The sequence below is a fragment of the Sporosarcina sp. ANT_H38 genome, assembly GCF_008369195.1.
GTDB lineage: Bacteria > Bacillota > Bacilli > Bacillales_A > Planococcaceae > Sporosarcina.
The window spans coordinates 370,933-393,960 of the sequence record NZ_VOBC01000002.1 but is presented as its reverse complement, the minus strand read 5'-3'; the positions used below and the strand labels follow the sequence as shown (position 1 = coordinate 393,960).

Genomic DNA, 23,028 nt, shown 5'->3' with positions numbered 1-23,028 from the left:
CAATGCAGTTAAAACGGCTCACATTGACGGCCTTTTTTGCAGCCCTCTGTGTTATCGGCGGTTTAATAAAAATCCCGTCCGGCATCGGCTCCTTGGCGCTTGATACAGTACCAGCGCTTATTTCGGCAGCATTTCTTCCACCCGTATTTTCAGGGATCGCTGCAATGCTCGGACACACAGCCTCCGCAATGTATGCCGGATTTCCTTTAGGGCCATTCCATGTGATCATTGCACTTGAAATGTTCGTTATCCTGATCATTTTTGCTCGTCTTCACAAAGCCGGACGTAATGTGACAAAGTGGATCTTTTTCGTAGTGGCAAACGGTTTAATCGCGCCGTTGCCTTTTTATTTCCTGATTTCACCTGCATTTTTCTTGGGAGCAGTGCCATTTTTGTGGCTCGCCACAATCGTTAACGCAGTTGTTGCAGCGGTCGTTCTGCCGTCATTTCAGCATGTGGTGGATGGTCGTATGGGGGTACTTCGATGAGGAATGCTATTGATATCGGCAACGGTTTCATCGTGACAACCGATAATTCAGGCGGCATCGGTGAAAAGTTGCAGGATATAGTTGCAGTACCGGACCGCATCACAGCGTATTTTGCCGCCCGCGTCGCATTGCTTGAACAATGGGCGACGCATGCAGAACCTGTTTCAATCCTCATCCACAATTTTAGCGGTAGCGCGAGTTGGGAAAATTACGTGGCTGGTGTGACGGAGTTATTCCGTGAGGCAGGGCTTGAGGTTCCGCCTATCAATGGCAGTTCAGAAACGAATATGGAACTTGTTCAGTCAGCGATGGCGGTAACAATGATTGGGAAAAAAGTAGAGACGCCAACAAACGAAAAAGTTTCGTGGTTTACATATGGCATTCCGCTCGTCGGGAATGAGGTTCGGGAACGCGCGAAAGAAATTGCGTCCATTGCATTTATTTATGAGGCAATAAAGAATGGAATCGTGCATGAAATCTGGCCAGTTGGCTCAAGCGGGATTTTAGAAGAAGTCCGTTTGCTGACTGGAAATAAAGAGGTGCGTGTCGAAACCGTGTTGGACATAGCGAAGTCAGCTGGTCCGTCGACAGTTGTTCTCCTAGCCATTCCGGACATGAAAATCGAGGAAGCAAAAGCACTTTTCGGTGTTCATTTGAATAAACTAACAATTATCACTTAAAACCTGCATTGTTCTTGCAGGTTTTTTCTAACTTTAAAAAGTGAGACCGATCATATCACTCTCTTAACCGATCATATCCACCACCGAACCAATCATAAATCGCAGTCAACCGATCATAACGCCCACCCAACCAATCATATCCACCACCGAACCAATCATAAATCTCAGGCAACCGATCATAACGCCCACCCAACCAATCATATTCACCACCGAACCAATCATAAATCTCGGGCAACCAATCATAATTTCCTCCAACCTTCCCAGAAATTTAACCGATATATCAAAACTGTCAAAACTTTTAGTTGACTGAATGCTCATTCATTACTAAACTAGGAACTAGACATAAAATACACTAACTGTACTATTCAACCAATTGGAAGGGGAGATAATAAATGCATCCATTGCTCATTGCCAACTGGATTCTGTTTCTCGCAGTTGTGGCCTACGCGCTTGCGTTGTTCACCTATTTAATCAAAACACGAATCCAATTTATTAAACTTGGAAGAAAAGAAGAATTTGATAATAACATTTCTGAACGTCTTCGCAAAATATGGATATATGTATTTGGACAAAAGAAATTATTTAAAGATAAAAAAAGTGGAGTTATCCATGTACTGTTTTTCTACGGATTTTTACTCGTACAATTTGGAGCTATCGATCTTGTCTGGAAAGGGTTAAAACTGGGATCACACTTACCATTTGGTCAATTGTACCCTGCCTTTACATTCTTCCAGGAAATCGTTGCAGTGACGATTCTTGTCGCGGTTGTGTGGGCATTCCACCGCCGTTATGTTGAGAAACTCGTTCGTTTGAAACGCGGATGGAAATCCGGACTTGTCCTTATTTTCATTGGTGGACTCATGCTTTCAACCTTACTTGCAAACGGTATGAACATGATTTGGCAAGGCCATGAAGCGTCTTGGTCTGAGCCGATTGCATCAGCGATTGCTACGATTTTCAGTTTTATGCCAGAAACCGGAGCTGCGGTCATATTCTTCGTTGCTTGGTGGATTCATCTCTTAATCTTACTGACGTTCCTTGTCTATGTACCACAATCAAAACATGCTCACTTAATCGCAGGGCCTGCTAATGTATATTTCCATCGTCTTGATCATGCAGGCCGTTTAAAGCCAATCGACTTCGAAGCATTGGAAGATGTGGAAGAAGGAGAAGAAATGCCACCACTCGGGGTTGGCAAAATAACAGACTTTACCCAGCTGCAAATGATCGACTTATACGCTTGTGTCGAATGTGGACGTTGTACGAATATGTGTCCTGCATCTGGGACAGGAAAAATGCTGTCTCCAATGGACTTAATCACGAAACTGCGTGATAACCTGACAAATACAGGTGCACTAGTTACGAAGCAAAAACCATGGGTACCAGCGCTCGCGTTCAATAAAACAAAAGGCAACCAGATTGCGTTTGCAGCTGGACTTGAAGGCGCGACAATGGACGATATCTACAACCCATCTCTTATCGGGGATATCATAACGGAAGAGGAAATCTGGGCTTGTACGACGTGCCGTAACTGTGAGGACCAATGTCCGGTTATGAACGAACACGTTGATAAAATCATCGACCTACGAAGGTACCTTGTTATGACAGAAGGAAAAATGGATCCAGATGCACAGCGCGCGATGACAAATATCGAACGTCAAGGGAATCCATGGGGGCTTAACCGCAAAGAGAAAGAAAACTGGAGAGATGCACGTCCAGATCTTCATATTCCAACGGTCAAAGAATTGAAAAAAGCAGGCGAAGAATTTGAATACCTATTTTGGGTGGGTTCAATGGGTTCATTCGATAACCGGTCTCAAAAAATCGCCTTATCATTTGTCCATCTTATGAACGAAGCGGGCATCAAGTTCGCTATTCTGGGCAATAAAGAGAAGAACTCGGGAGATACGCCGCGTCGCTTAGGGAATGAGTTCTTATTCCAGGAGCTAGCTACAGCCAATATTGAAGAATTTGAAAAAGCAGGCGTCACAAAGCTTGTTACAATTGACCCGCATGCTTATAATATTTTCAAAAATGAGTACCCAGACTTCGGATTTAAAGCTGAGGTAATTCATCATACGGAAATGCTTTACGAACTTGTCCAGCAAGGGAAGTTGAAACCGGAACATGCCATCAATGAAACAATTACGTTCCATGATTCATGTTACCTAGGCAGATACAACGACGTTTATGATCCGCCACGTGAAATTCTCAAAGCAATCCCGGGCGTTAATCTTGTTGAGATGAAACGTAGTCGAGAAGATGGTATGTGCTGTGGAGCGGGTGGAGGACTTATGTGGATGGAAGAAGACACTGGTCATCGCATCAACGTTGCTCGTACAGAGCAGGCGCTTGAAGTTAGTCCGGGAATCATTTCATCTGGCTGTCCTTACTGCTTGACGATGTTGTCAGACGGAACGAAAGCAAAAGAAGTGGAAGAATCTGTTGGAACGTACGACATCGCAGAATTGCTGGAGCGTTCTATTTTTGGGGAAGACTGGCAGCCTGTAGAAGTAGAAGAAGTAGAGTCTATTTTACAATAATACATTGCGGAACAATCAGTATTATCGTACAATTAATAGTATAAGAATTTTGATTTATAAGTTTGATAGGGAGTGGAAACACTCCTTTTTTCTTGGACATTCACTGAGCGAGCGTTCAGTCAGTGGTGGCAGTCACCGCTTATGAAAGCGCTACCAACATTAAACAAAGGGGCGATAGATATGGGGAGAACGGTCATAGTAAATGGGGCAAGAACACCATTCGCAAAATTAGGCGGAGCATTAATGTCGATGACGGCAAGCGATCTTGGCGGAATTGCTATCAAAGATGCATTATATCGTGCGGGCGTGAAGGTAGACGAAGTTGGTGAAGTCATCATCGGAACTGTATTGCAAGCGGGCCAAGGACAAATTCCATCGAGACAGGCGGCAACGAAAGCAGGACTTCCTTGGTCAGTGAAAACGGAAACCATCAACAAGGTTTGTGCATCTGGAATGCGCAGCGTCACACTAGGTGACCAGCTAATTCGACTGGGCGATGAGGAAGTGGTTGTCGCAGGTGGCATGGAATCCATGTCCAATGCACCCTATTATTTACCGAAAGGTCGATTTGGACTGAAGATGGGCAACACAGAACTGGTTGACGGCATGATCTACGATGGGCTTTCCTGTTCATTCTCACCGGACCGCGTTCACATGGGGACATACGGTAACTTAACAGCGGAAGAGTTTTCATTAACACGCGAAGCGCAGGACGCGTGGGCACTACGTAGTCACGAACGTGCACTGCAAGCAATTGATTCGGGATTATTTGCAGAAGAAATCGTCTCTGTTGAAATCCCTCAGCGCAAATGTGATCCGGTGTTAGTTGATACGGATGAAGCACCGCGCCGCGATACATCACTCAAATCACTGGCAAGATTGCGTTCAGCGTTCGGCAAGGATGGCTCAATAACTGCCGGCAACGCACCTGGCGTTAACGACGGAGCATGTGCACTCGTGTTGATGAATGAAGAGCGTGCACTAAAAGAAGGGAAAACACCATTAGCAGTCATCATTGGCCATGCAGAAGTGGCGATTGAACCTGAAAACTTCCCGCAAACACCTGGGCTTGTCATTAATGCATTACTTAAAAAGACGGGTAAGAAACTAGAAGATATAAAACTTTTTGAAATAAACGAAGCATTTGCAGCCGTTGCTCTTGCAAGTTCACAAATTGCGGGACTAGATCCTGAAAAAGTGAACGTCAATGGCGGTGCAGTTGCCCTTGGTCATCCGATTGGCGCGAGTGGAACGCGTATTATCTTAACACTTGCACATGAACTGAAACGCCAAGGCGGCGGTATCGGTATTGCAGCCATTTGCTCAGGCGGAGGCCAAGGCGACGCAATTATGATTGAAGTAGCAAAATCGGAATAATGTGGAGGCGTTAATGAATGGACATTAAAAAAATAATGGTTATCGGCGCAGGACAAATGGGCGGCGGAATTGCTCAAGTCTGTGCACAGGCCGGCTTCGACGTAAAACTGAATGATATCAAAGAAGAATCCTATATAAAAGGGCTTGCGGTCATCACGAAAAATCTTTCCCGCAACGTTGAAAAAGGACGTATGACAGAAGATGAAAAATCCGCTGTCCTTGGTCGTATAACGAAATCACTCGATCTACAAGATGCATCGGACGTTGACATTGTCATCGAAGCAGCTGTAGAAAATATGGATATCAAAAAGTCTATTTTCGCGAAGTTGGATGAAATCGCTCCGCAACATGCAATTCTTGCATCCAATACATCTTCACTTCCAATCACGGAAATCGCAGCGGCAACAAAGCGTCCTGAACAAGTGATTGGTATGCATTTCATGAACCCGGTTCCAGTGATGAAACTGGTTGAAATCATCCGCGGACTTGCGACTGCTGACGAAGTGTATAAAGCAGTCGAAGACATGACAGTAAAATTGTCTAAAACACCGGTAGAAGTAAATGATTTCCCGGGATTCGTCGCAAATCGTATCCTTATGCCGATGATCAATGAAGCAATCTACACGCTCTATGAAGGCGTCGCAACAGAACAAGCAATTGACGAAGTGATGAAACTCGGCATGAATCACCCGATGGGACCACTTCAACTCGCAGATTTTATCGGACTTGATACATGTCTATATATTATGGAAACGCTGCACGAAGGATTTGGCGATTCAAAATATCGACCATGCCCCCTTCTAAGAAAATATGTAAAAGCAGGATGGCTTGGGAAGAAGTCGGGCCGAGGATTCTACGTATACGAATAACTAACGCTGACATATTAGGGGGAAATCATAATGGATTTAACATTCACCGAAGAACAGCAGATGATGCGCGATATGGTACGGGATTTTGCGAAAACTGAAATCGAACCGTTTATTCCGCGAATGGAAGCCGGGGAATTTCCGCGTGAAATCTTGAAGAAAATGGGCGGACTCGGTTTGATGGGCATTACCGTTCCTGAAAAATATGGTGGAGCGGGCATGGACTTCATCTCGTATATTAGCGCCATTCATGAACTGTCGAAAGTGAGCGCTGTTGTCGGTGTCATTCTTTCCGTTCATACATCAGTCGGTACAAATCCGATTATGTATTTCGGTAACGATGAGCAGAAAAACCGTTATCTCCCGAAATTGGCGAGTGGCGAATACCTCGGTGCCTTCTGTCTGACGGAAGCCTCATCGGGTTCAGACGCTGGATCTCTTAAAACACGCGCAGTTAAAAAAGACGATCATTATGTACTTAACGGCTCTAAAATGTTTATAACCAACGGCGGCGAAGCGGATGTCTACATCGTTTTTGCATCAACGGATCCATCTAAAGGAACGTACGGTATTTCGGCGTTCATCGTTGATAAAGACACACCGGGTCTCGTTATCGGAAAAGATGAGCGTAAAATGGGACTTCACGGTTCGAGAACAGTAGAGCTGTCGTTTGATCAAATGAAAGTTCCACAAGAAAACTTACTCGGTGAAGAAGGTGGCGGCTTCAAAATTGCGATGGCGAATCTTGATGTCGGCCGCATCGGCATCGCGGCGCAAGCACTCGGTATTGCAGAAGCAGCACTTGAAGCGGCAACAGGTTACGCGAAAGACCGCGTCCAGTTTGGGAAACCAATTGCTGCTCAGCAAGGCGTAGGATTCAAACTAGCGGATATGGCAACTGCAGTCGAAGCAGCAAAATTACTCGTCTACCGTGCAGCACAGCTACGCGCTGAAGGACTCCCATGCGGCAAAGAAGCGTCGATGGCTAAGCTATTTGCTTCAAAAGCAGCAGTCGAAGGATCGATTGAAGCTGTCCAAGTATTTGGTGGCTACGGCTACACAGAAGATTATCCAGTCGAGCGCTATTTCCGTGACGCAAAAGTAACCGAAATTTACGAAGGTACGAGCGAAATCCAGCGTATTGTTATTAGTAAACATCTCATCAAGTGATGTGCGTGTATATAGGAAATCTGGTGGCCGCAACTAGCACCATTCAGAAAAATTAGGGGGAATTAAGATGAACTTTAAACTATCCGAAGAACACGAAATGATCCGCAAGATGGTCCGTGACTTCGCTGAAAACGAAGTAGCACCAACAGCTGCAGAACGCGATGAAGAAGAACGTTTTGATATGGATATCTTCAAAAAAATGGCTGATCTCGGCTTGACAGGTATTCCTTGGCCAGAAGAGTACGGAGGCATTGGTAGTGACTACCTCGCGTATTGTATCGCTGTAGAAGAATTGTCACGCGTCTGTGCGTCAACGGGCGTCACGCTTTCCGCGCATACATCACTTGCAGGCTGGCCGGTATTTAAATATGGTACGGAAGAGCAGAAACAGCAATACCTTCGACCAATGGCAGAAGGTACAAAAATGGGCGCATATGGTCTAACTGAGCCTAGTTCTGGTTCTGATGCAGGCGGTATGCGTACGTCAGCAAAACTGGATGGGGACGACTACGTCTTGAACGGATCAAAAATTTTCATTACAAACGGTGGCATTGCTGATATCTACATCGTTTTCGCGGTCACTGATCCAGATTCCAAACATAAAGGCACAAGCGCATTTATCGTAGAAAAAGATTTCCCAGGTTTCTCAGTCGGGAAAAAGGAACGCAAATTAGGCATTCGTTCATCACCTACAACTGAAATCATGTTCGACAACTGTCGTGTGCCGAAAGAAAACCTTCTTGGTGAGGAAGGGCAAGGCTTCATCATCGCAATGAAAACACTCGATGGTGGTCGTAATGGTATCGCTGCACAAGCAGTCGGGATTGCGCAAGGTGCACTTGACGCCGCTGTTGACTATGCGAAAGAGCGAGTTCAGTTCGGTAAACCAATCGCCGCAAACCAAGGAATTGGCTTCAAATTGGCAGATATGGCGACAGCAACAGAAGCTTCAAGACTGTTGACATACCAAGCAGCTTGGCTTGAGTCGAATAACTTACCATATGGTCAAGCATCCGCAATGGCAAAACTAATGGCTGGAGATACAGCTATGAAAGTTACGACAGACGCAGTTCAAGTTTTCGGTGGCTACGGCTATACAAAAGACTATCCCGTTGAGCGTTACATGCGTGATGCGAAAATTACGCAGATCTACGAAGGAACGCAAGAAATTCAGCGTCTCGTTATCTCCCGTATGCTAACAAAATAAGCAGGGAGGTGTGGGAAAGTGAATAAACGAGAAGTGAAATCGTCTGTCAAAGATGAAAGTCTGATTGAAAAGCGGCGTGAACAGATGATTCGTGGTGCGGTGAAACTTTTTAAAGAAAAAGGGTTCCACCGTGCGACGACCCGCGAAATCGCAAAAGCAGCGGGATTTAGCATCGGAACGCTTTATGAATATATTCGCACTAAGGAGGATGTGCTCTACCTCGTTTGTGACAGTATTTATAACGAAGTGCATGACCGACTTTCTGCCTTGCCTACTCAAGAAGGAACAGTGGAAGGGCTGAGAGTCGCCATTAATCAGTATTATCATTTGATTGACGATATGTCGGATGAATTTTTGGTGATGTACCAAGAATCTAAATCATTACCTAAAGATGCATTGCAATACGTTTTGAAAAAAGAAATGGAAATGGTCGCTTTGTTCGTAAACCTTCTAGAGGACTGTTCAAATTCGGGGGAGCTGCGCATCTCAAAAGAGGAAATCAGCATCTCGGCACATCACATCGTCGTTCAAGGGCAGATGTGGGCATTTCGCAGATGGGCATTGCATAAAAGTTATAGGATAGAAGATTATGTTCGCGTTCAAACAGATCAGCTTTTTAAAGGGTTAATTGGGGGAAATGTTCACTAATGTAAAAGGGGTGTTCCACATATGGCAACAGTTGAGATATATAGACCGAAACACCATATTCGGTTCGTTACAGCTTCGAGTCTTTTCGATGGTCATGACGCATCCATCAATATCATGCGTCGTATTATGCAAGCGAGTGGCGCAGAAGTGATTCACTTGGGGCATAACCGTTCCGTCGAGGAAGTTGTCAATGCGGCGATTCAGGAAGACGTTCAAGCAATCGCGATGTCTTCATATCAAGGTGGGCATGTTGAATATTTTAAATACATGTATGATCTTCTTCAGGAAAAAGGCGCACCGCATATTCGCATTTACGCAGGTGGCGGCGGAGTTATCATCCCGAAGGAAATTAAAGAACTGCATGACTACGGTATCACATGGATTTTCTCACCTGAAGATGGGCGTAAAATGGGCCTTCAAGGGATGATTAACCGAATGATGGAGCAATGTGATTACCTCACAGCAGCTGATAATGAAATGGAGAACCTTGAAAAAATTACTGTCGATCAACCCGAAGTACTCGCAAATGTTATTACGTATGTGGAAGAAATGTACGGGCAGGACAACACGCAAGCAATTGCAGTTGTTGAAAAAGCGCGTACACTTTCTAAAAATACGCCGGTTCTTGGGATTACTGGAACAGGTGGAGCGGGGAAAAGTTCGCTTACTGACGAATTAATTCGCAGATTCCTCCATGAACTACCCGAAAAAAGAGTCGCAATCCTATCGATTGATCCGACGAAACAGAAAACAGGTGGGGCGTTACTGGGTGACCGTATTCGCATGAATGCCATCTTCAACAAACGCGTATTCATGCGAAGTCTTGCAACACGTGGTTCTCGAACAGAGCTTTCTGGAGCGATTCGGGATGTGTTAGACATTGTGAAAACAGCGGGTTACGATTTGATCGTTGTTGAAACGAGCGGAATCGGGCAAGGGGATGCGGAAATTACGGAAGTTTCTGATGCTTCGATGTATGTCATGACAAGTGAATTCGGTGCGCCGACACAACTTGAAAAGATTGACATGATTGATTTCGCAGACCTGATTGTTATCAATAAATTCGAGCGTAAGGGCTCTGAAGATGCATTGCGTCAAGTGCAAAAACAGTATCAGCGCAGCCATCTTCTATGGGAAAAAGACCTCGATACGATGCCAGTATACGGCACGATCGCTAGCCAATTTAACGACAAAGGGACGAATTCACTCTTTGCAGCACTCGTTTCCGTATTGAACGACAAATGCGGCCTCAACTGGGAAACGTCTTATGGGCAATTCGTCAAAACACAAAAACAAAACGTCATCATCCCGAATGACCGTCAGCAATATTTACGTGAAATTTCGGACACGGTCCGTGGGTACCATAAAAAATCCGAAGTGCAGGAGACGCTTGCACGCAAATTATTCCAGCTTGAAGGAGCCATTCAAACGGTCAACGAACAAGCGCCAGACGATGCGCTCGTGACTTCACTACAATCACTTTCAGATGGCATAAAAGAGGAATTGACGTCAGAATCAAAACGTATCCTCGCAAACTGGGAGAAGCTGAAAGAAGCCTACGCAGGCGATGAATTCATCACGAAAGTGCGCGACAAAGAACTGCGTACTGTCTTGACGACAACAAGCCTTTCTGGATTAAAAATCCCAAAGGTAGCGTTGCCGAAATTCAAAGATTACGGAGAAATTCTTCGCTGGGTTTATAAAGAAAACGTCCCGGGATCATATCCATATACAGCTGGCGTATTCCCATTCAAACGCGAAGGCGAAGATCCAAAACGTCAATTTGCAGGTGAAGGAACGCCGGAACGGACGAATCGTCGTTTCCACTATCTATCGAAAGATGACGATGCGAAACGTCTGTCAACGGCATTCGATTCTGTGACATTGTACGGGGAAGATCCGGATGAACGTCCAGATATTTATGGCAAAGTCGGGGAATCTGGTGTCAGCATCTGTACCTTGGAAGATATGAAAAAACTGTACGAAGGTTTTGATTTGTGTGCACCGGCAACGTCTGTTTCCATGACCATTAACGGTCCAGCACCGATTATTCTTGCCATGTTTATGAATACAGCAATCGATCAGCAGGTGCGCATAAATGAGGAGAAACTGGGGCGTACATTGACGGTTGAGGAATTCATTGCAGTCAAAGAAGGAACGCTTCAAGCAGTGCGTGGAACAGTGCAAGCAGATATTCTTAAAGAAGACCAAGGGCAGAATACGTGCATCTTCTCGACGGAATTCGCACTTCGTATGATGGGGGATATTCAGCAATACTTCATCGACCAAAAAGTGCGTAACTACTACTCTGTGTCGATTTCTGGTTACCATATCGCTGAAGCAGGCGCCAACCCGATTTCGCAATTAGCATTCACGCTGTCAAATGGTTTCACGTATGTAGAATATTACTTGAGCCGCGGCATGAATATAGATGATTTCGCTCCGAATTTATCGTTCTTCTTCTCGAATGGACTTGATCCGGAATATACGGTTATCGGACGCGTTGCCCGACGCATTTGGGCAGTCACGATGCGCGAGAAATACGGCGCCAACGAACGTAGCCAAAAGTTGAAGTATCATGTCCAAACGTCCGGCCGCAGTTTGCATGCACAGGAAATCGATTTCAACGATATCCGCACAACGTTGCAGGCGCTTATGGCATTACAGGATAACTGTAACTCGCTCCACACAAATGCTTATGACGAAGCCATTACAACGCCAACGGAAGAATCAGTCCGTCGTGCGATGGCTATCCAGATGATCATTACAAATGAGCACGGCCTGTCAAAAAATGAAAATCCGCTTCAAGGCGCATTTATTGTCGATGAATTAACAGATCTCGTCGAAGAAATGGTCTTACGCGAGTTCGAGAGCCTAAACGACCGAGGCGGCGTGCTCGGTTCAATGGAAACACAATATCAACGCGGTAAAATCCAAGAAGAATCAATGCATTATGAAATGAAAAAGCATTCAGGCGAATTACCAATTATCGGCGTAAACACATACTTGAACCCGAACCCACCATCGTCTGAAGACGTAGATAACATGGAAATCGCACGTGCCACACAAGACGAGAAAGAAACACAAATTCTCAACTTACGTGCATTCAAAAACCTACATGCCAATCAAACCGAAGAAGCCTTGAAAAAACTAAAAGCAGCAGCAGTGTCAGGCGGCAACATCTTCGCCGAACTAATGGAAACTGTAAGAGTAGCAAGCTTAGGGCAAATCACCAACGCATTATACGAAGTCGGCGGGCAATATAGAAGGAATATGTAATTAAGGCGGTGTGCAGTTAAATCCTGCCCTGCACACCTTAAAATCATGCAAACTTCGGTTTAGCGTGGTTTTTCCCTTTTAAAGGGTTCAATACCCATATGAAATGAACATATGATGATGTGCATAAATCAAGCAAAGGCGCCTTACTGGTGTCCAGCAACTGGACACCGGGTAGCCGAAGCCATAAGACTGCCAAAGGAAGGCAGTCTAAGTTCGCGACGTCGTGTCGCAACGACTGCATGACCTGCTTCCTGCAGGCCCAAGCTGTCAGGCTTATGGCGAAAGGCATCCCCAAAGCGCCGAAGCGGGTTGAATGGAATCACTATGTCCTTTTTCTCTGGAAATGGTTCGGTAGAGACTTTTCTATTCAATGTGCAATCCCACCCGCTGTCACAATACGTGTTTCTCTATACCACAAAGAATACTTTATCTATGTAACAAGCAAAGGCGCCTTACTAATGTCCAGCAACTGGACACCGGGTAGCCGAAGCCATAAGACAGGCAAAGGAAGGCAGTCTAAGTTCGCGACGTCGTGTCGCAACGACTGCATGACCTGCTTCCTGCAGGCCCAAGCTGTCAGGCTTATGGCGAGAGGCATCCCCAAAGCGCCGAAGCGGATTGAAGGAAATCACTATGTCTTTTTTCTCTGGGAATTGTTCGGTAGAGACTTTTCAATTCAATGTGCAATCCCACCCGCTGTCACAATACGTGTTTCTCTATACCACAAAGATTACTTTATCTAAATAAATCAAGCAAAGGCGCCTTACTGGGGGTAGCCGAAGCGGGTTGAATGGAAACACTATGTCTTTTTTCTCTGAAAATTGTTTGGCATGGACCTTTCTATACACTGTGCAGTGCCAGTAACTGACATAATGCGTTTACTTTTTAAAAAAATGGATATCGGTTGTAATTATCACGTATAATAGAGAGAATGAATGGAAGAGGTGCTGGCGTGAAACTGTATATACATATATTAATCATAGCCATCCTTGCCACCCTCATTTTTCTGTTATATGATAAAGGATTAGGTGCAATCCCTTTTTTACTTTCTGGAGTCTATTTGGTCTTTATTTGTGTAAAAGAACTTCAACACTCCAAAAAGAATAAAAGAATGTAGCATAATTTGGACTGCATTGTTTATAATGATAAGTATGTTTGTTTTTATAGAAAGGACGTGCGTTAATTGAACATCCGTGAAATGACGAAAGAGCAACTGATAGAAGAATCGATGATTGACATCGCATATGCGGTTTTGGCGGAAAGAAAAGAGCCGCTAACATTGCTCCAGCTGATGGACGCAATTCGTAAACTTAATGGCATAACTGAACGAGTTATGAGAACAAAACTGCAACAATTCTATACTGACATGAACATTGACGGAAGATTCCTTGCTATCAACGATAACCGTTGGGGATTGCGCGAATGGTATCCGGTCGATCAAATCGAAGTAGAAACTGCTCCAGTCGTAAAAGTACGCAAAAAGAAAAAGAAAAAAGCGTTGCTTGAAGACGATGACATCATTGAAGATGATGACGAGGATGAGTTGTTCGACGAAGAATTCGATGAATTAATCGACGAAGACGACGAAGACGAAGATGACGAAGATGAAGATGATGATGTTGTTGAAATCGAAGTAGATCTTCTTGACCCAGATGATGAACTTGAAATCATCCCAGATGATGCAGATCTTGAACTTGATGAAGAAGACGAAGATGAAGAAGAGGACGAGGACGAAATCAAGGAATAATTACTTGACTTCACACGTCTAACGCTATAATATTTTATAACGGGCTCCTTTAAAAAGGACATGAATCAATGTATATGCGCTCCTCCTGTAGATACTGTTTACAGATGGGGCGCTTTTTATTGTTTTAACTCATTAGAACCAACCAGACGAATGGAGGAGTTTAACATGACAAAGTATATTTTCGTAACCGGTGGTGTTGTCTCATCACTTGGTAAAGGCATTAACGCAGCATCGCTTGGGCGACTATTAAAAAGCCGAGGACTTCAGGTGACAATACAAAAGTTTGATCCATATATTAACGTCGATCCAAGAATGATGAGTCCTTTACAGCATGGTGAAGTATTCGTCACTGAAGACGGAGCAGAAACGGATCTAGACCTTGGTCATTATGAACGTTTTATCGACATCAAATTGAACAAGTATTCGAACGTTACAATGGGGAAAGTGTACTCATCTGTACTGAGAAAAGAACGTACGGGTGAATATAATGGAGCGACAGTCCAAGTCATCCCCCACATTACAAATGAAATCAAAAACCTAATCAAACGCGCTGGAAAAGAGACGAACGCAGACGTTGTCATTACAGAAATTGGCGGAAGCGTTGGTGACATCGAATCACTGCCATACTTGGAAGCGATTCGTCAGATGAAAACGGATCTTGGGAAAAATGATGTTATGTACATCCATAACACACTAGTACCTTATCTACATGCAGCCGGTGAAATGAAGTCAAAACCTACACAGCATAGTGTTAAGGAACTACGAAGCATTGGTATCCAGCCAAATATGATCGTCTTACGAAGCGAATATCCGGTTCCACAAGAGATGAAAGATAAGATTGCTTTGTTCTGTAACATTAAACCAGAAGAGGTTATCGAAGCACTTGACGCGGAAACTCTGTATGAAGTACCGCTAAGATTGCATGAGCAGAATATGGATAAAATCGTCGTAGATTTCCTTGAACTTGAGACGAAAGAACCTGACATGACAGAAATAAAAGAACTGGTAGACCTTGTGAAATCCCTTTCGAAAAAAGTTCGCATAGGACTTGTAGGGAAGTATGTTGAAATGCAGGATGCTTATATTTCTGCGGTTGAAGCACTTCGCCATGCAGGTTACGGTTTCGACACAGAAATCGAAATGAAATGGATCAATTCGGAAGATGTGACAGCGCAGAGTGCAGCTGAACTATTAGCGGATGTCGACGGAATCCTCGTTCCAGCAGGTTTTGGAAATCGCGGTGTCGATGGTAAAATTGAAGCAATTACTTATGCCCGTACAAATGGCGTTCCGTTCTTCGGAATCGGACTAGGCATGCAATTGGCTGCAGTCGAATACGCACGCAATGTTATTGGGATTGAAAACGCTCATTCAGTTGAATTTGATAAAGACACTAAAAATCAAATTATCGAGAGTCCTCCTGAAAGTAATGGTAATCCAGAAAATTACTTCAGACTTGGCGCATACCCATGTAAATTAAAAGAAGGTTCGAAAGCGCGTGCTGCTTACGGCGAAGAGTTGATTTACGAACGTCACCGTAACCGCTTTGAATTTAATAATGTATACCGTGAGCAATTTGAATCGGCAGGCATGACTCTTTCTGGTGTGAGCCCGAATGACCAATTTGTAGAAATTGTTGAATTGGCAGATCATCCGTTCTTCATGGGTGTCTCGTTCCACCCGGAATTCGCATCACGCCCAACGCGTCCACAACCGGTATTCCGTGAATTCATCAGAGCGGTAATTGCAGGAAAAGAATAAGTTTTCGAGCTGTGAAATATTGAACCGATCATATCAGGTGAGTGACCGAGCATATCCGTAATCAAACCGATCATATCAGGTGCGTGACCGAGCATATCTAAATCACTCACCAATCGCTACAAAAAAGGCTGTACATGAACGGGGAAACCCCACTTATGTACAGCCTTTTCTTATCCTTAATCCTCGTCTAAAATCATCTCATCATGTGCGATCTTCACAGCTTCATAAACAAATAACGCACTGAGAGCGTGTGGCTGAACAATCCGTTCACCATGGTCACCAGGGAGCAAACCGCGTGTAAGCCCGGTTGAAATATATGTATAGGCTAAATTTTTTAGTTCATTATCATTGTGCGGCTTTTCCGCAGCGAGTGCTGCAAAAGGAATAAAGCGTTCAGCAAGATGTCGTGCAAGTTTCAGTGCAGGCTCATCCGTTGCAGATCTAGTTAATAGCCAAATCCGGTCGGCTGTTGAAATGTCCATCCCAAACTCAAAACGAACGGCACCACTAAGCGGTTCAGCACCGTGAAGTGCAGTTGCAATAACTGCTTGCATTTCATCGAATCCCGCAATAATAACCCGACCTTCACCAATGGTTGCCTGCGCGAGAAGACGGGCTGTCTCTTCAATTGACTCTTCGCCATTTCCTGCAATACGCTGAAGCAGTCCGCCAACTTGTGTCGTCAAAATTTTCAAAATTAACACCCCCACTTTATTATAAGAAGAGAGAGCTTGGAAAGCAAAATAGGATAATTTGACAGAAAAGAAGGGTTTCCATGATATTTGTCAAATAAGATTAGATATATAACATTGGGGTTTCAGGAAGAGGGGGTATTATTTGAAAAGTCTTTTAATTGTGGACGACCAAAAAGGGATCAGGCTATTGCTGGATGAAGTGTTCCGCCGGGAAGGTTTTAAAATAACGCTCGCGGCAAATGGAATGGAAGCCCTTCAAGCGGTGGAACGAGAAATTCCAGGCTGTGTTCTGTTAGATATGAAGATGCCAGGCTTAGATGGTCTGGAAGTTCTAAAAAGATTGAAAATTGGTTGGCCAGAGATTCCAGTCATCATTATGACGGCATATGGAGAAATTGAATTAACAGAAGATGCCCTGAAAACTGGAGCCGTGAAATATTTCACTAAGCCATTTGATATTTATGAAGTCCGTGACGCAGTGAACGCAATTTTTGAAAGCTAAGAAAGCAGGCAGTGGTAAACACTGGCTGTTTTTGTTATGATATTGGTGGTATATATTAATCACACTATTCTTTTCAAGATCCTAAGGAGGAATTCGCATGGCACTGGTTTCAATGAAAGAAATGATGATCAAAGGGAAAAAAGAAGGATACGCTATAGGTCAGTTTAATATAAACAACCTTGAATATACGCAAGCAATTTTGCTAGCGGCCCAAGAAGAGCAGTCTCCTGTCATTCTTGGAGTATCGGAAGGTGCAGCACGTTACATGGGAGGTTTCACTACAGTTGTCAACATAGTGAAGGGCCTAATGCACGATTATCAAGTCACAGTTCCTGTCGCAATTCATCTGGATCACGGTTCAAGCTTCGAAAAATGTAAAGAGGCGATTGAAGCAGGTTTCACTTCTGTTATGATCGATGCTTCGTCGAAACCACTTGCGGAAAATATTGAAATTACGAAAAGTGTTGTAGAATATGCCCACGAACGAGGAGTTTCTGTAGAAGCAGAACTTGGAGTCGTTGGAGGTCAGGAAGACGATATTATTGCTGAAGGCGTCATTTATGCAGATCCTGCAGAATGTAAAGAGCTTGCTGATAAGACAGCAATCGACTGTCTTGCACCTGCACTTGGATCAGTCCACGGTCCATATAAAGGCGAGCCAAACCTTGGTTTCAAGGAAATGGAAGAAATTTCGAGTCAATCTGACTTGCCGCTTGTTTTGCATGGCGGAACAGGTATCCCGACAAAAGATATTCAAAAAGCCATTTCATTCGGAACGGCTAAAATTAATGTTAATACAGAAAATCAAATACAAGGGACAAAAGCTGTCCGTGAAAAACTTGCGGCTGACACTGAAGCCTATGATCCACGTAAGTTTTTGACGCCAATGCGCGATGCCATCAAATTAACGGTTATCGGTAAAATGCGCGAATTCGGCAGTTCACAAAAAGCTTAATCATACTTAAAGAAAAGAAAGAGGAGAAACATCAGCAGTGATGTATTCTCCTTCTTTTAAGAGAGCTTTTTCGCAGGATTGAAGCGATAAGAAAAGAGCTTTCCATAAAGTCTTCAATACAGATCTACATCCAAATTAGGGGGAACTTATTCATGAAATTTTTCATCGATACAGCAAATTTTGAAGAAATTAAAGAAGCACATAGTTGGGGTATACTATCAGGAGTTACAACAAACCCATCACTTGTCGCTAAAGAAGATGTACCTTTCCATGATAGATTGAGAGAAATTGCAGCACTTGTACCTGGTTCAGTTAGTGCGGAAGTCATTTCACTTGATGCAGAAGGTATGATCAAAGAAGGACGCGAATTGGCGGAAATTGCACCAAATATTACAGTTAAATTGCCAATGACACCAGAAGGATTGAAAGCTTGTTCGGTCTTCTCACAAGAAGGCATCAAAACAAACATCACACTTATCTTCAGTGCAAATCAGGCACTTCTTGCAGCTCGCGCGGGAGCGACGTATGTTTCCCCATTCCTCGGCAGACTCGATGACATTGGACAAGATGGTATGGCATTGGTCTCTACAATTGCAGACATCTTCTCAATCCACAATATCAAAACAGAAATTATTGCAGCATCCATTCGCAGCCCGCAGCACATTACAGATGCAGCACTTAGTGGTGCAGATATTGCAACGACACCTTTCAATGTGTTGACGCAGCTATTTAAGCATCCACTTACAGATAAAGGAATCGAAGCATTTCTTGCGGACTGGGAAACTAGAAAGAATAAGTAAGGCATCGAAGGAGAGTCATATGGACGTTTATAAAATAACAGGCGGCAAACCGTTACAAGGGTCAATTAAAGTAAGTGGTGCTAAGAACAGTGCAGTTGCACTAATCCCTGCTTCTATCCTGGCTGGTTCTCCCGTTACAATTGAAGGGCTGCCAGAAATTTCGGATGTCGTTACCCTTCAGGCGTTATTGGAAGACATCGGTGGGAAAGTTGAATTTAATAAAGGAACGATGACAATTGATCCAACCGAAATGATATCGATGCCACTTCCGAATGGCAACGTAAAGAAACTCCGTGCATCCTACTATTTGATGGGCGCGATGCTTGGCAGATTCAAGCACGCGGTCATCGGTTTACCAGGTGGCTGTCATCTGGGGCCACGACCAATCGATCAGCACATCAAAGGTTTTGAAGCGCTCGGTGCAAAAGTGACCAATGAACACGGCGCGATTTATTTGCGTGCTGAAGAATTGCGCGGTGCAAAAATTTATTTGGACGTCAGCAGTGTTGGCGCAACAATTAACATCATGCTCGCTGCAGTTCTTGCAAAAGGTCGTACTACAATCGAGAATGCAGCAAAAGAACCTGAAATCATTGACGTCGCTACACTCCTGTCCAATATGGGTGCGAAAATTAAGGGCGCAGGAACTAATGTCATTCGTATAGATGGAGTGGAAAATCTCCATGGAACAAGACACACGATTATTCCCGATCGAATTGAAGCGGGCACTTTCATGATTATGGCTGCAGCAGTGGGCGATGGCATCACAATCGACAATGTCATACCATTCCACGTTGAGGCGCTTACGGCGAAACTTCGTGAAATGGGCGTTGATATTATTGAAGGTGAAGAACAGATCTTCATTCCGAAGTCGAGAAATCTTCAAGCCGTAGATGTGAAAACACTGGTCTACCCTGGTTTTCCGACGGATCTTCAACAACCATTTTCCGTGTTGTTGACGCAAGCAGCTGGACCTTCAGTCATTACGGATACGGTTTACTCAGCTAGATTTAAACAAATCGACGAGCTAACAAGAATGAATGCTGATGCACGAGTCGAAGGGCGTTCGGCGATTTTAGCTGGTCCAACACCACTTCAAGCAGCAACTGTACGAGCATCCGATCTTCGCGCAGGAGCCGCGCTCGTTATTGCTGGGCTCATTGCCGATGGAGTGACGGAAGTACAAGAAATTCAACATATCGAGCGCGGGTATAGTTCTCTCATCGAGAAACTTCAAGGAATTGGAGCGGATATCCGCAAAGTTTCCGTCTCGAAAGAAGCCATTGTGGGCGAATGAACGTCCCAACGTTAGAAATTATTATGCTATAATTAGTTAGAGTGGCAAAACTTACGGGTCTAACCGTATACCAGGAGGAACACAAATGGAACGCAGTTTATCGATGGAATTAGTTCGTGTCACAGAAGCAGCCGCAGTATCAGCTTCACGCTGGATGGGACGCGGTTTGAAAAATGAGGCGGATGACGCTGCAACAACAGCAATGCGCACGGTATTCGATACAATTCCGATGCAAGGGGTTGTCGTAATTGGCGAAGGGGAAATGGACGAAGCGCCAATGCTTTATATTGGTGAAAAGCTAGGGACTGGAAATGGTCCTGAAGTGGACGTCGCTGTTGACCCGCTTGAAGGGACAAATATTGTCGCGGCAGGCGGCTGGAACGCACTTGCAGTTATTGCTATTGCGGATAAAGGAAATCTTCTTAATGCGCCAGATATGTATATGGACAAAATTGCGGTCGGCCGTGAATCGGTTGGCAAAATCGATATCGATGCGTCCGTGACTGAAAACCTCATGGCTGTTGCTAAAGCTAAAAACAAAGATATCGGTGACATTGTTGCAACTGTCCTTAACAGAGAACGACATGCCGCTATCATCGAAGAAATTCGGGCTGCTGGTGCACGCATTAAGCTCATCAATGATGGTGATGTTGCAGCAGCTATTAATACTGCCTTTGATGAAACCGGAGTGGACATTCTATTCGGACTTGGCGGAGCACCAGAAGGCGTTATCGCTGCAGTCGGTCTTAAATGTCTTGGCGGCGAAATCCAGGGAAGACTGGTTCCTTCAAATGACGAAGAACGTGAACGTTGCATCAAAATGGGTATCGACGTCGACAAAGTGCTTTACATGGATGACCTTGTCAAAGGTGACGACGCGATATTCGCTGCAACTGGCGTAACTGACGGAGAACTTCTTCGCGGCGTACAATTTAAAGGCGGTTACAGCGAGACACACTCTTTAGTCATGCGTTCGAAGTCGGGCACAGTTCGTTTTGTTGAAGGCCGACACAGCATGGATAAAAAACCTCTGCTCGTCATGCAAGACTGATGGAGCTCATCGCCCGGCCATAAACCGGGCATCTTCGCTTGTACAGGAAGTACCTGCATATATTCGGGGGGCCTCATCATAAATGGGCCCTCAGTTTATAGCATTGTTAAATACCTTCCTAGATTAACCTCATAAATATATCCAGCATTAACGGGCAGTAAGACCCCTCAATCAAAGCTTTTGGAAATTTCGAGAAGCGGAAGTGAGTTCAACCGTCCGTAAAAGCCCGAAAGGTTAAAGTCAATGCGGAGGAATATAGTTCATGCCTCCATGTCGGTTACTTAGGTAGGAGGGATTGAAATTTAGCCCTCCTTATTTGCCGCAGAACGTGGGGCACTTAGCCTAGGGTCCTTAGAAAAAAGTTTGGGGAGGAACACCTCACTCTGATTGAAGTTTCACCTTATTCCATTAACCTAAAGAGTGGTGCCAAAAGATGACAGTACTAACGATATCAGCATTGGAGAATATGATTTTAAAAGAGTTATATGCCCATGCAAAAGAATACAAAATTGCCTATTATAGCAAGTTGACTAAAAGAGAACTTATTTTTGCCATTTTAAAATCAAGAGCTGAACAAGAAGGCTTCTTCTTTATGGAAGGTGTCCTTGAAATCATCCAATCGGAGGGTTACGGCTTCCTTCGTCCGATCAACTATTCGCCAAGCTCCGAAGATATCTATATATCCGCTTCCCAAATTCGCCGATTCGATCTTCGTAATGGTGATAAAGTAAGTGGTAAAGTTCGTCCGCCAAAAGAATCGGAACGCTATTACGGTCTTCTGCAAGTAGAAGCTGTCAATGGAGAAAATCCAGAAGTAGCACGGGAACGCGTGCATTTCCCAGCACTTACACCGCTCTATCCAGATCGCCATATCAAACTTGAAACGGATCCATTAAAGCTATCAACGCGTATTATGGACCTTATCTCTCCAGTTGGTTTCGGTCAACGCGGACTTATTGCTGCTCCTCCAAAAGCAGGTAAAACTTTGTTGTTAAAAGAAATAGCAAATTCTATCACAATGAATCATCCCGATGCAGAACTGATCGTTCTCCTGATTGATGAAAGACCTGAAGAAGTGACTGATATTGAACGCTCTGTCAAGGCTGATGTCGTCAGTTCAACATTCGATGAATTGCCGGAAAATCACGTCAAAGTGGCTGAACTTGTATTGGAACGGGCAATGCGTCTCGTAGAGCATAAACGAGATGTTATCATTCTTATGGATTCCATCACAAGGCTCGCTCGCGCGTATAACCTTGTGATTCCTTCAAGTGGACGTACACTGTCAGGTGGTATAGATCCAGCTGCATTCCATCGTCCAAAACGATTTTTCGGGGCAGCGCGTAATCTCGAAGAAGGCGGTAGCTTAACCATTCTTGCGACAGCTTTGATTGACACAGGTTCACGCATGGATGAAGTCATCTACGAAGAATTCAAAGGAACCGGTAATATGGAACTGCATCTTGACCGCCATCTTGCGGAACGACGGATCTTCCCAGCGCTCGACATCCGCCGTTCAGGTACCCGGAAAGAGGAATTACTCATCCCGGCTAACCAGCTTGAAAAGTTATGGGCAATTCGAAAAACATTCTCCGATTCGCATGACTTTACAGAACGCTTCATGAAAAAATTGCGTTTAACGAAAACAAACGAAGAGTTCTTCGATAAATTAAATGACGAGATGAAAGCCCACCGTAACGGTAAAGGGTTGTTGTAATATTTTATAACTAATAAGTTGTACCTATATAAACTAGCGAAGGCGCCTTACTAGTGTCCAGTAACTGGACACCGGGTAGCCGAAGCCTTAAGACTGACGGCGAAGCTGTCCGGCTTAGGGCGGTAGGCATCCCCTAGCGCCGAAGCGTTATTCAATGGAATTGAAAAGAGTTGCATCTGAACTGCAAACTTGTTATAATATTTTAGGTAACTTAAATAATATCTGCGTGCATATACGGTTGACGA

At 44.3% G+C, this 23,028-nt stretch carries 19 protein-coding genes; 17 read left to right on the top strand and 2 right to left on the bottom strand.

Annotated features, from left to right (window positions below):
- Window positions 1-2 precede the first annotated feature (2 nt).
- Together FQ087_RS13890 and FQ087_RS13885 are read left to right on the top strand one after the other, a co-directional pair.
- Window positions 3-488, top strand: coding sequence for an ECF transporter S component (locus FQ087_RS13890; RefSeq protein WP_149581183.1), 486 nt, complete (start codon window positions 3-5; stop codon window positions 486-488).
- A complete protein-coding gene (locus FQ087_RS13885; RefSeq protein ID WP_188006756.1) occupies window positions 485-1,168 on the top strand; it encodes a hypothetical protein in 684 nt (227 codons plus the stop codon). The genes FQ087_RS13890 and FQ087_RS13885 overlap by 4 nt, the downstream gene beginning before the upstream one ends.
- A 55-nt stretch (window positions 1,169-1,223) precedes the next feature.
- Here the strand turns inward: FQ087_RS13885 and FQ087_RS13880 are convergent, their stop codons facing one another.
- Window positions 1,224-1,403: a hypothetical protein gene (locus tag FQ087_RS13880; protein ID WP_149581182.1), complete on the bottom strand. Its 180-nt coding sequence runs from the start codon at window positions 1,401-1,403 to the stop codon at window positions 1,224-1,226.
- 157 nt (window positions 1,404-1,560) lie between these two features.
- Between FQ087_RS13880 and FQ087_RS13875 the strand changes: the two genes are divergently transcribed.
- The 9 genes from FQ087_RS13875 (at window position 1,561) to FQ087_RS13835 (ending at window position 15,766) form a co-directional block, all read left to right on the top strand.
- Window positions 1,561-3,711 carry a (Fe-S)-binding protein gene (locus tag FQ087_RS13875; RefSeq protein ID WP_149581181.1) on the top strand — a complete coding sequence of 717 codons (2,151 nt, stop codon included), beginning with the start codon at window positions 1,561-1,563 and terminating at the stop codon, window positions 3,709-3,711.
- 180 nt (window positions 3,712-3,891) lie between these two features.
- Window positions 3,892-5,088, top strand: a complete 1,197-nt coding sequence (locus FQ087_RS13870; RefSeq protein WP_149581180.1) for an acetyl-CoA C-acetyltransferase — start codon at window positions 3,892-3,894, stop codon at window positions 5,086-5,088.
- A gap of 17 nt (window positions 5,089-5,105) precedes the next feature.
- A complete protein-coding gene (locus tag FQ087_RS13865) occupies window positions 5,106-5,957 on the top strand; it encodes a 3-hydroxybutyryl-CoA dehydrogenase (RefSeq protein WP_149581179.1) in 852 nt (283 codons plus the stop codon).
- A 30-nt stretch (window positions 5,958-5,987) separates the two neighbouring features.
- Window positions 5,988-7,124 carry an acyl-CoA dehydrogenase gene (locus tag FQ087_RS13860; RefSeq protein ID WP_149581178.1) on the top strand — a complete coding sequence of 379 codons (1,137 nt, stop codon included), beginning with the start codon at window positions 5,988-5,990 and terminating at the stop codon, window positions 7,122-7,124.
- 67 nt (window positions 7,125-7,191) lie between these two features.
- On the top strand, window positions 7,192-8,331 hold the full coding sequence (locus FQ087_RS13855; protein WP_149581177.1) for an acyl-CoA dehydrogenase: 1,140 nt from the start codon (window positions 7,192-7,194) through the stop codon (window positions 8,329-8,331).
- 18 nt (window positions 8,332-8,349) lie between these two features.
- Window positions 8,350-8,979 carry a TetR/AcrR family transcriptional regulator gene (locus tag FQ087_RS13850; RefSeq protein ID WP_255452335.1) on the top strand — a complete coding sequence of 210 codons (630 nt, stop codon included), beginning with the start codon at window positions 8,350-8,352 and terminating at the stop codon, window positions 8,977-8,979.
- Between the two features lie 21 nt (window positions 8,980-9,000).
- Window positions 9,001-12,258, top strand: a complete 3,258-nt coding sequence (gene icmF / locus FQ087_RS13845) for a fused isobutyryl-CoA mutase/GTPase IcmF (protein WP_149581176.1) — start codon at window positions 9,001-9,003, stop codon at window positions 12,256-12,258.
- A 1,183-nt stretch (window positions 12,259-13,441) separates the two neighbouring features.
- Window positions 13,442-14,005, top strand: coding sequence for a DNA-directed RNA polymerase subunit delta (rpoE, locus tag FQ087_RS13840; RefSeq protein WP_149581175.1), 564 nt, complete (start codon window positions 13,442-13,444; stop codon window positions 14,003-14,005).
- Window positions 14,006-14,170: 165 nt separating this feature from the next.
- On the top strand, window positions 14,171-15,766 hold the full coding sequence (locus FQ087_RS13835; protein WP_149581174.1) for a CTP synthase: 1,596 nt from the start codon (window positions 14,171-14,173) through the stop codon (window positions 15,764-15,766).
- Between the two features lie 176 nt (window positions 15,767-15,942).
- Here the strand turns inward: FQ087_RS13835 and FQ087_RS13830 are convergent, their stop codons facing one another.
- Window positions 15,943-16,470: a DUF2529 family protein gene (locus tag FQ087_RS13830; RefSeq protein WP_370456077.1), complete on the bottom strand. Its 528-nt coding sequence runs from the start codon at window positions 16,468-16,470 to the stop codon at window positions 15,943-15,945.
- Between the two features lie 133 nt (window positions 16,471-16,603).
- Between FQ087_RS13830 and FQ087_RS13825 the strand changes: the two genes are divergently transcribed.
- From FQ087_RS13825 to rho, 6 genes are all read left to right on the top strand, one after another.
- Window positions 16,604-16,963 (top strand): response regulator, encoded by a 360-nt coding sequence (locus tag FQ087_RS13825; RefSeq protein ID WP_149581173.1) that lies wholly within the window; start codon window positions 16,604-16,606, stop codon window positions 16,961-16,963.
- Window positions 16,964-17,060: 97 nt separating this feature from the next.
- On the top strand, window positions 17,061-17,918 hold the full coding sequence (locus FQ087_RS13820; protein ID WP_149581172.1) for a class II fructose-bisphosphate aldolase: 858 nt from the start codon (window positions 17,061-17,063) through the stop codon (window positions 17,916-17,918).
- Window positions 17,919-18,070: 152 nt separating this feature from the next.
- Window positions 18,071-18,718 (top strand): fructose-6-phosphate aldolase, encoded by a 648-nt coding sequence (fsa, locus tag FQ087_RS13815; RefSeq protein WP_149581171.1) that lies wholly within the window; start codon window positions 18,071-18,073, stop codon window positions 18,716-18,718.
- 19 nt (window positions 18,719-18,737) lie between these two features.
- Window positions 18,738-20,015 carry a UDP-N-acetylglucosamine 1-carboxyvinyltransferase gene (locus FQ087_RS13810; protein ID WP_149581170.1) on the top strand — a complete coding sequence of 426 codons (1,278 nt, stop codon included), beginning with the start codon at window positions 18,738-18,740 and terminating at the stop codon, window positions 20,013-20,015.
- An 85-nt stretch (window positions 20,016-20,100) separates the two neighbouring features.
- Window positions 20,101-21,066: a class II fructose-bisphosphatase gene (gene glpX / locus FQ087_RS13805; protein WP_149581169.1), complete on the top strand. Its 966-nt coding sequence runs from the start codon at window positions 20,101-20,103 to the stop codon at window positions 21,064-21,066.
- A gap of 433 nt (window positions 21,067-21,499) precedes the next feature.
- Window positions 21,500-22,783, top strand: a complete 1,284-nt coding sequence (gene rho / locus FQ087_RS13800; protein ID WP_149581168.1) for a transcription termination factor Rho — start codon at window positions 21,500-21,502, stop codon at window positions 22,781-22,783.
- Window positions 22,784-23,028: the final 245 nt, after the last annotated feature.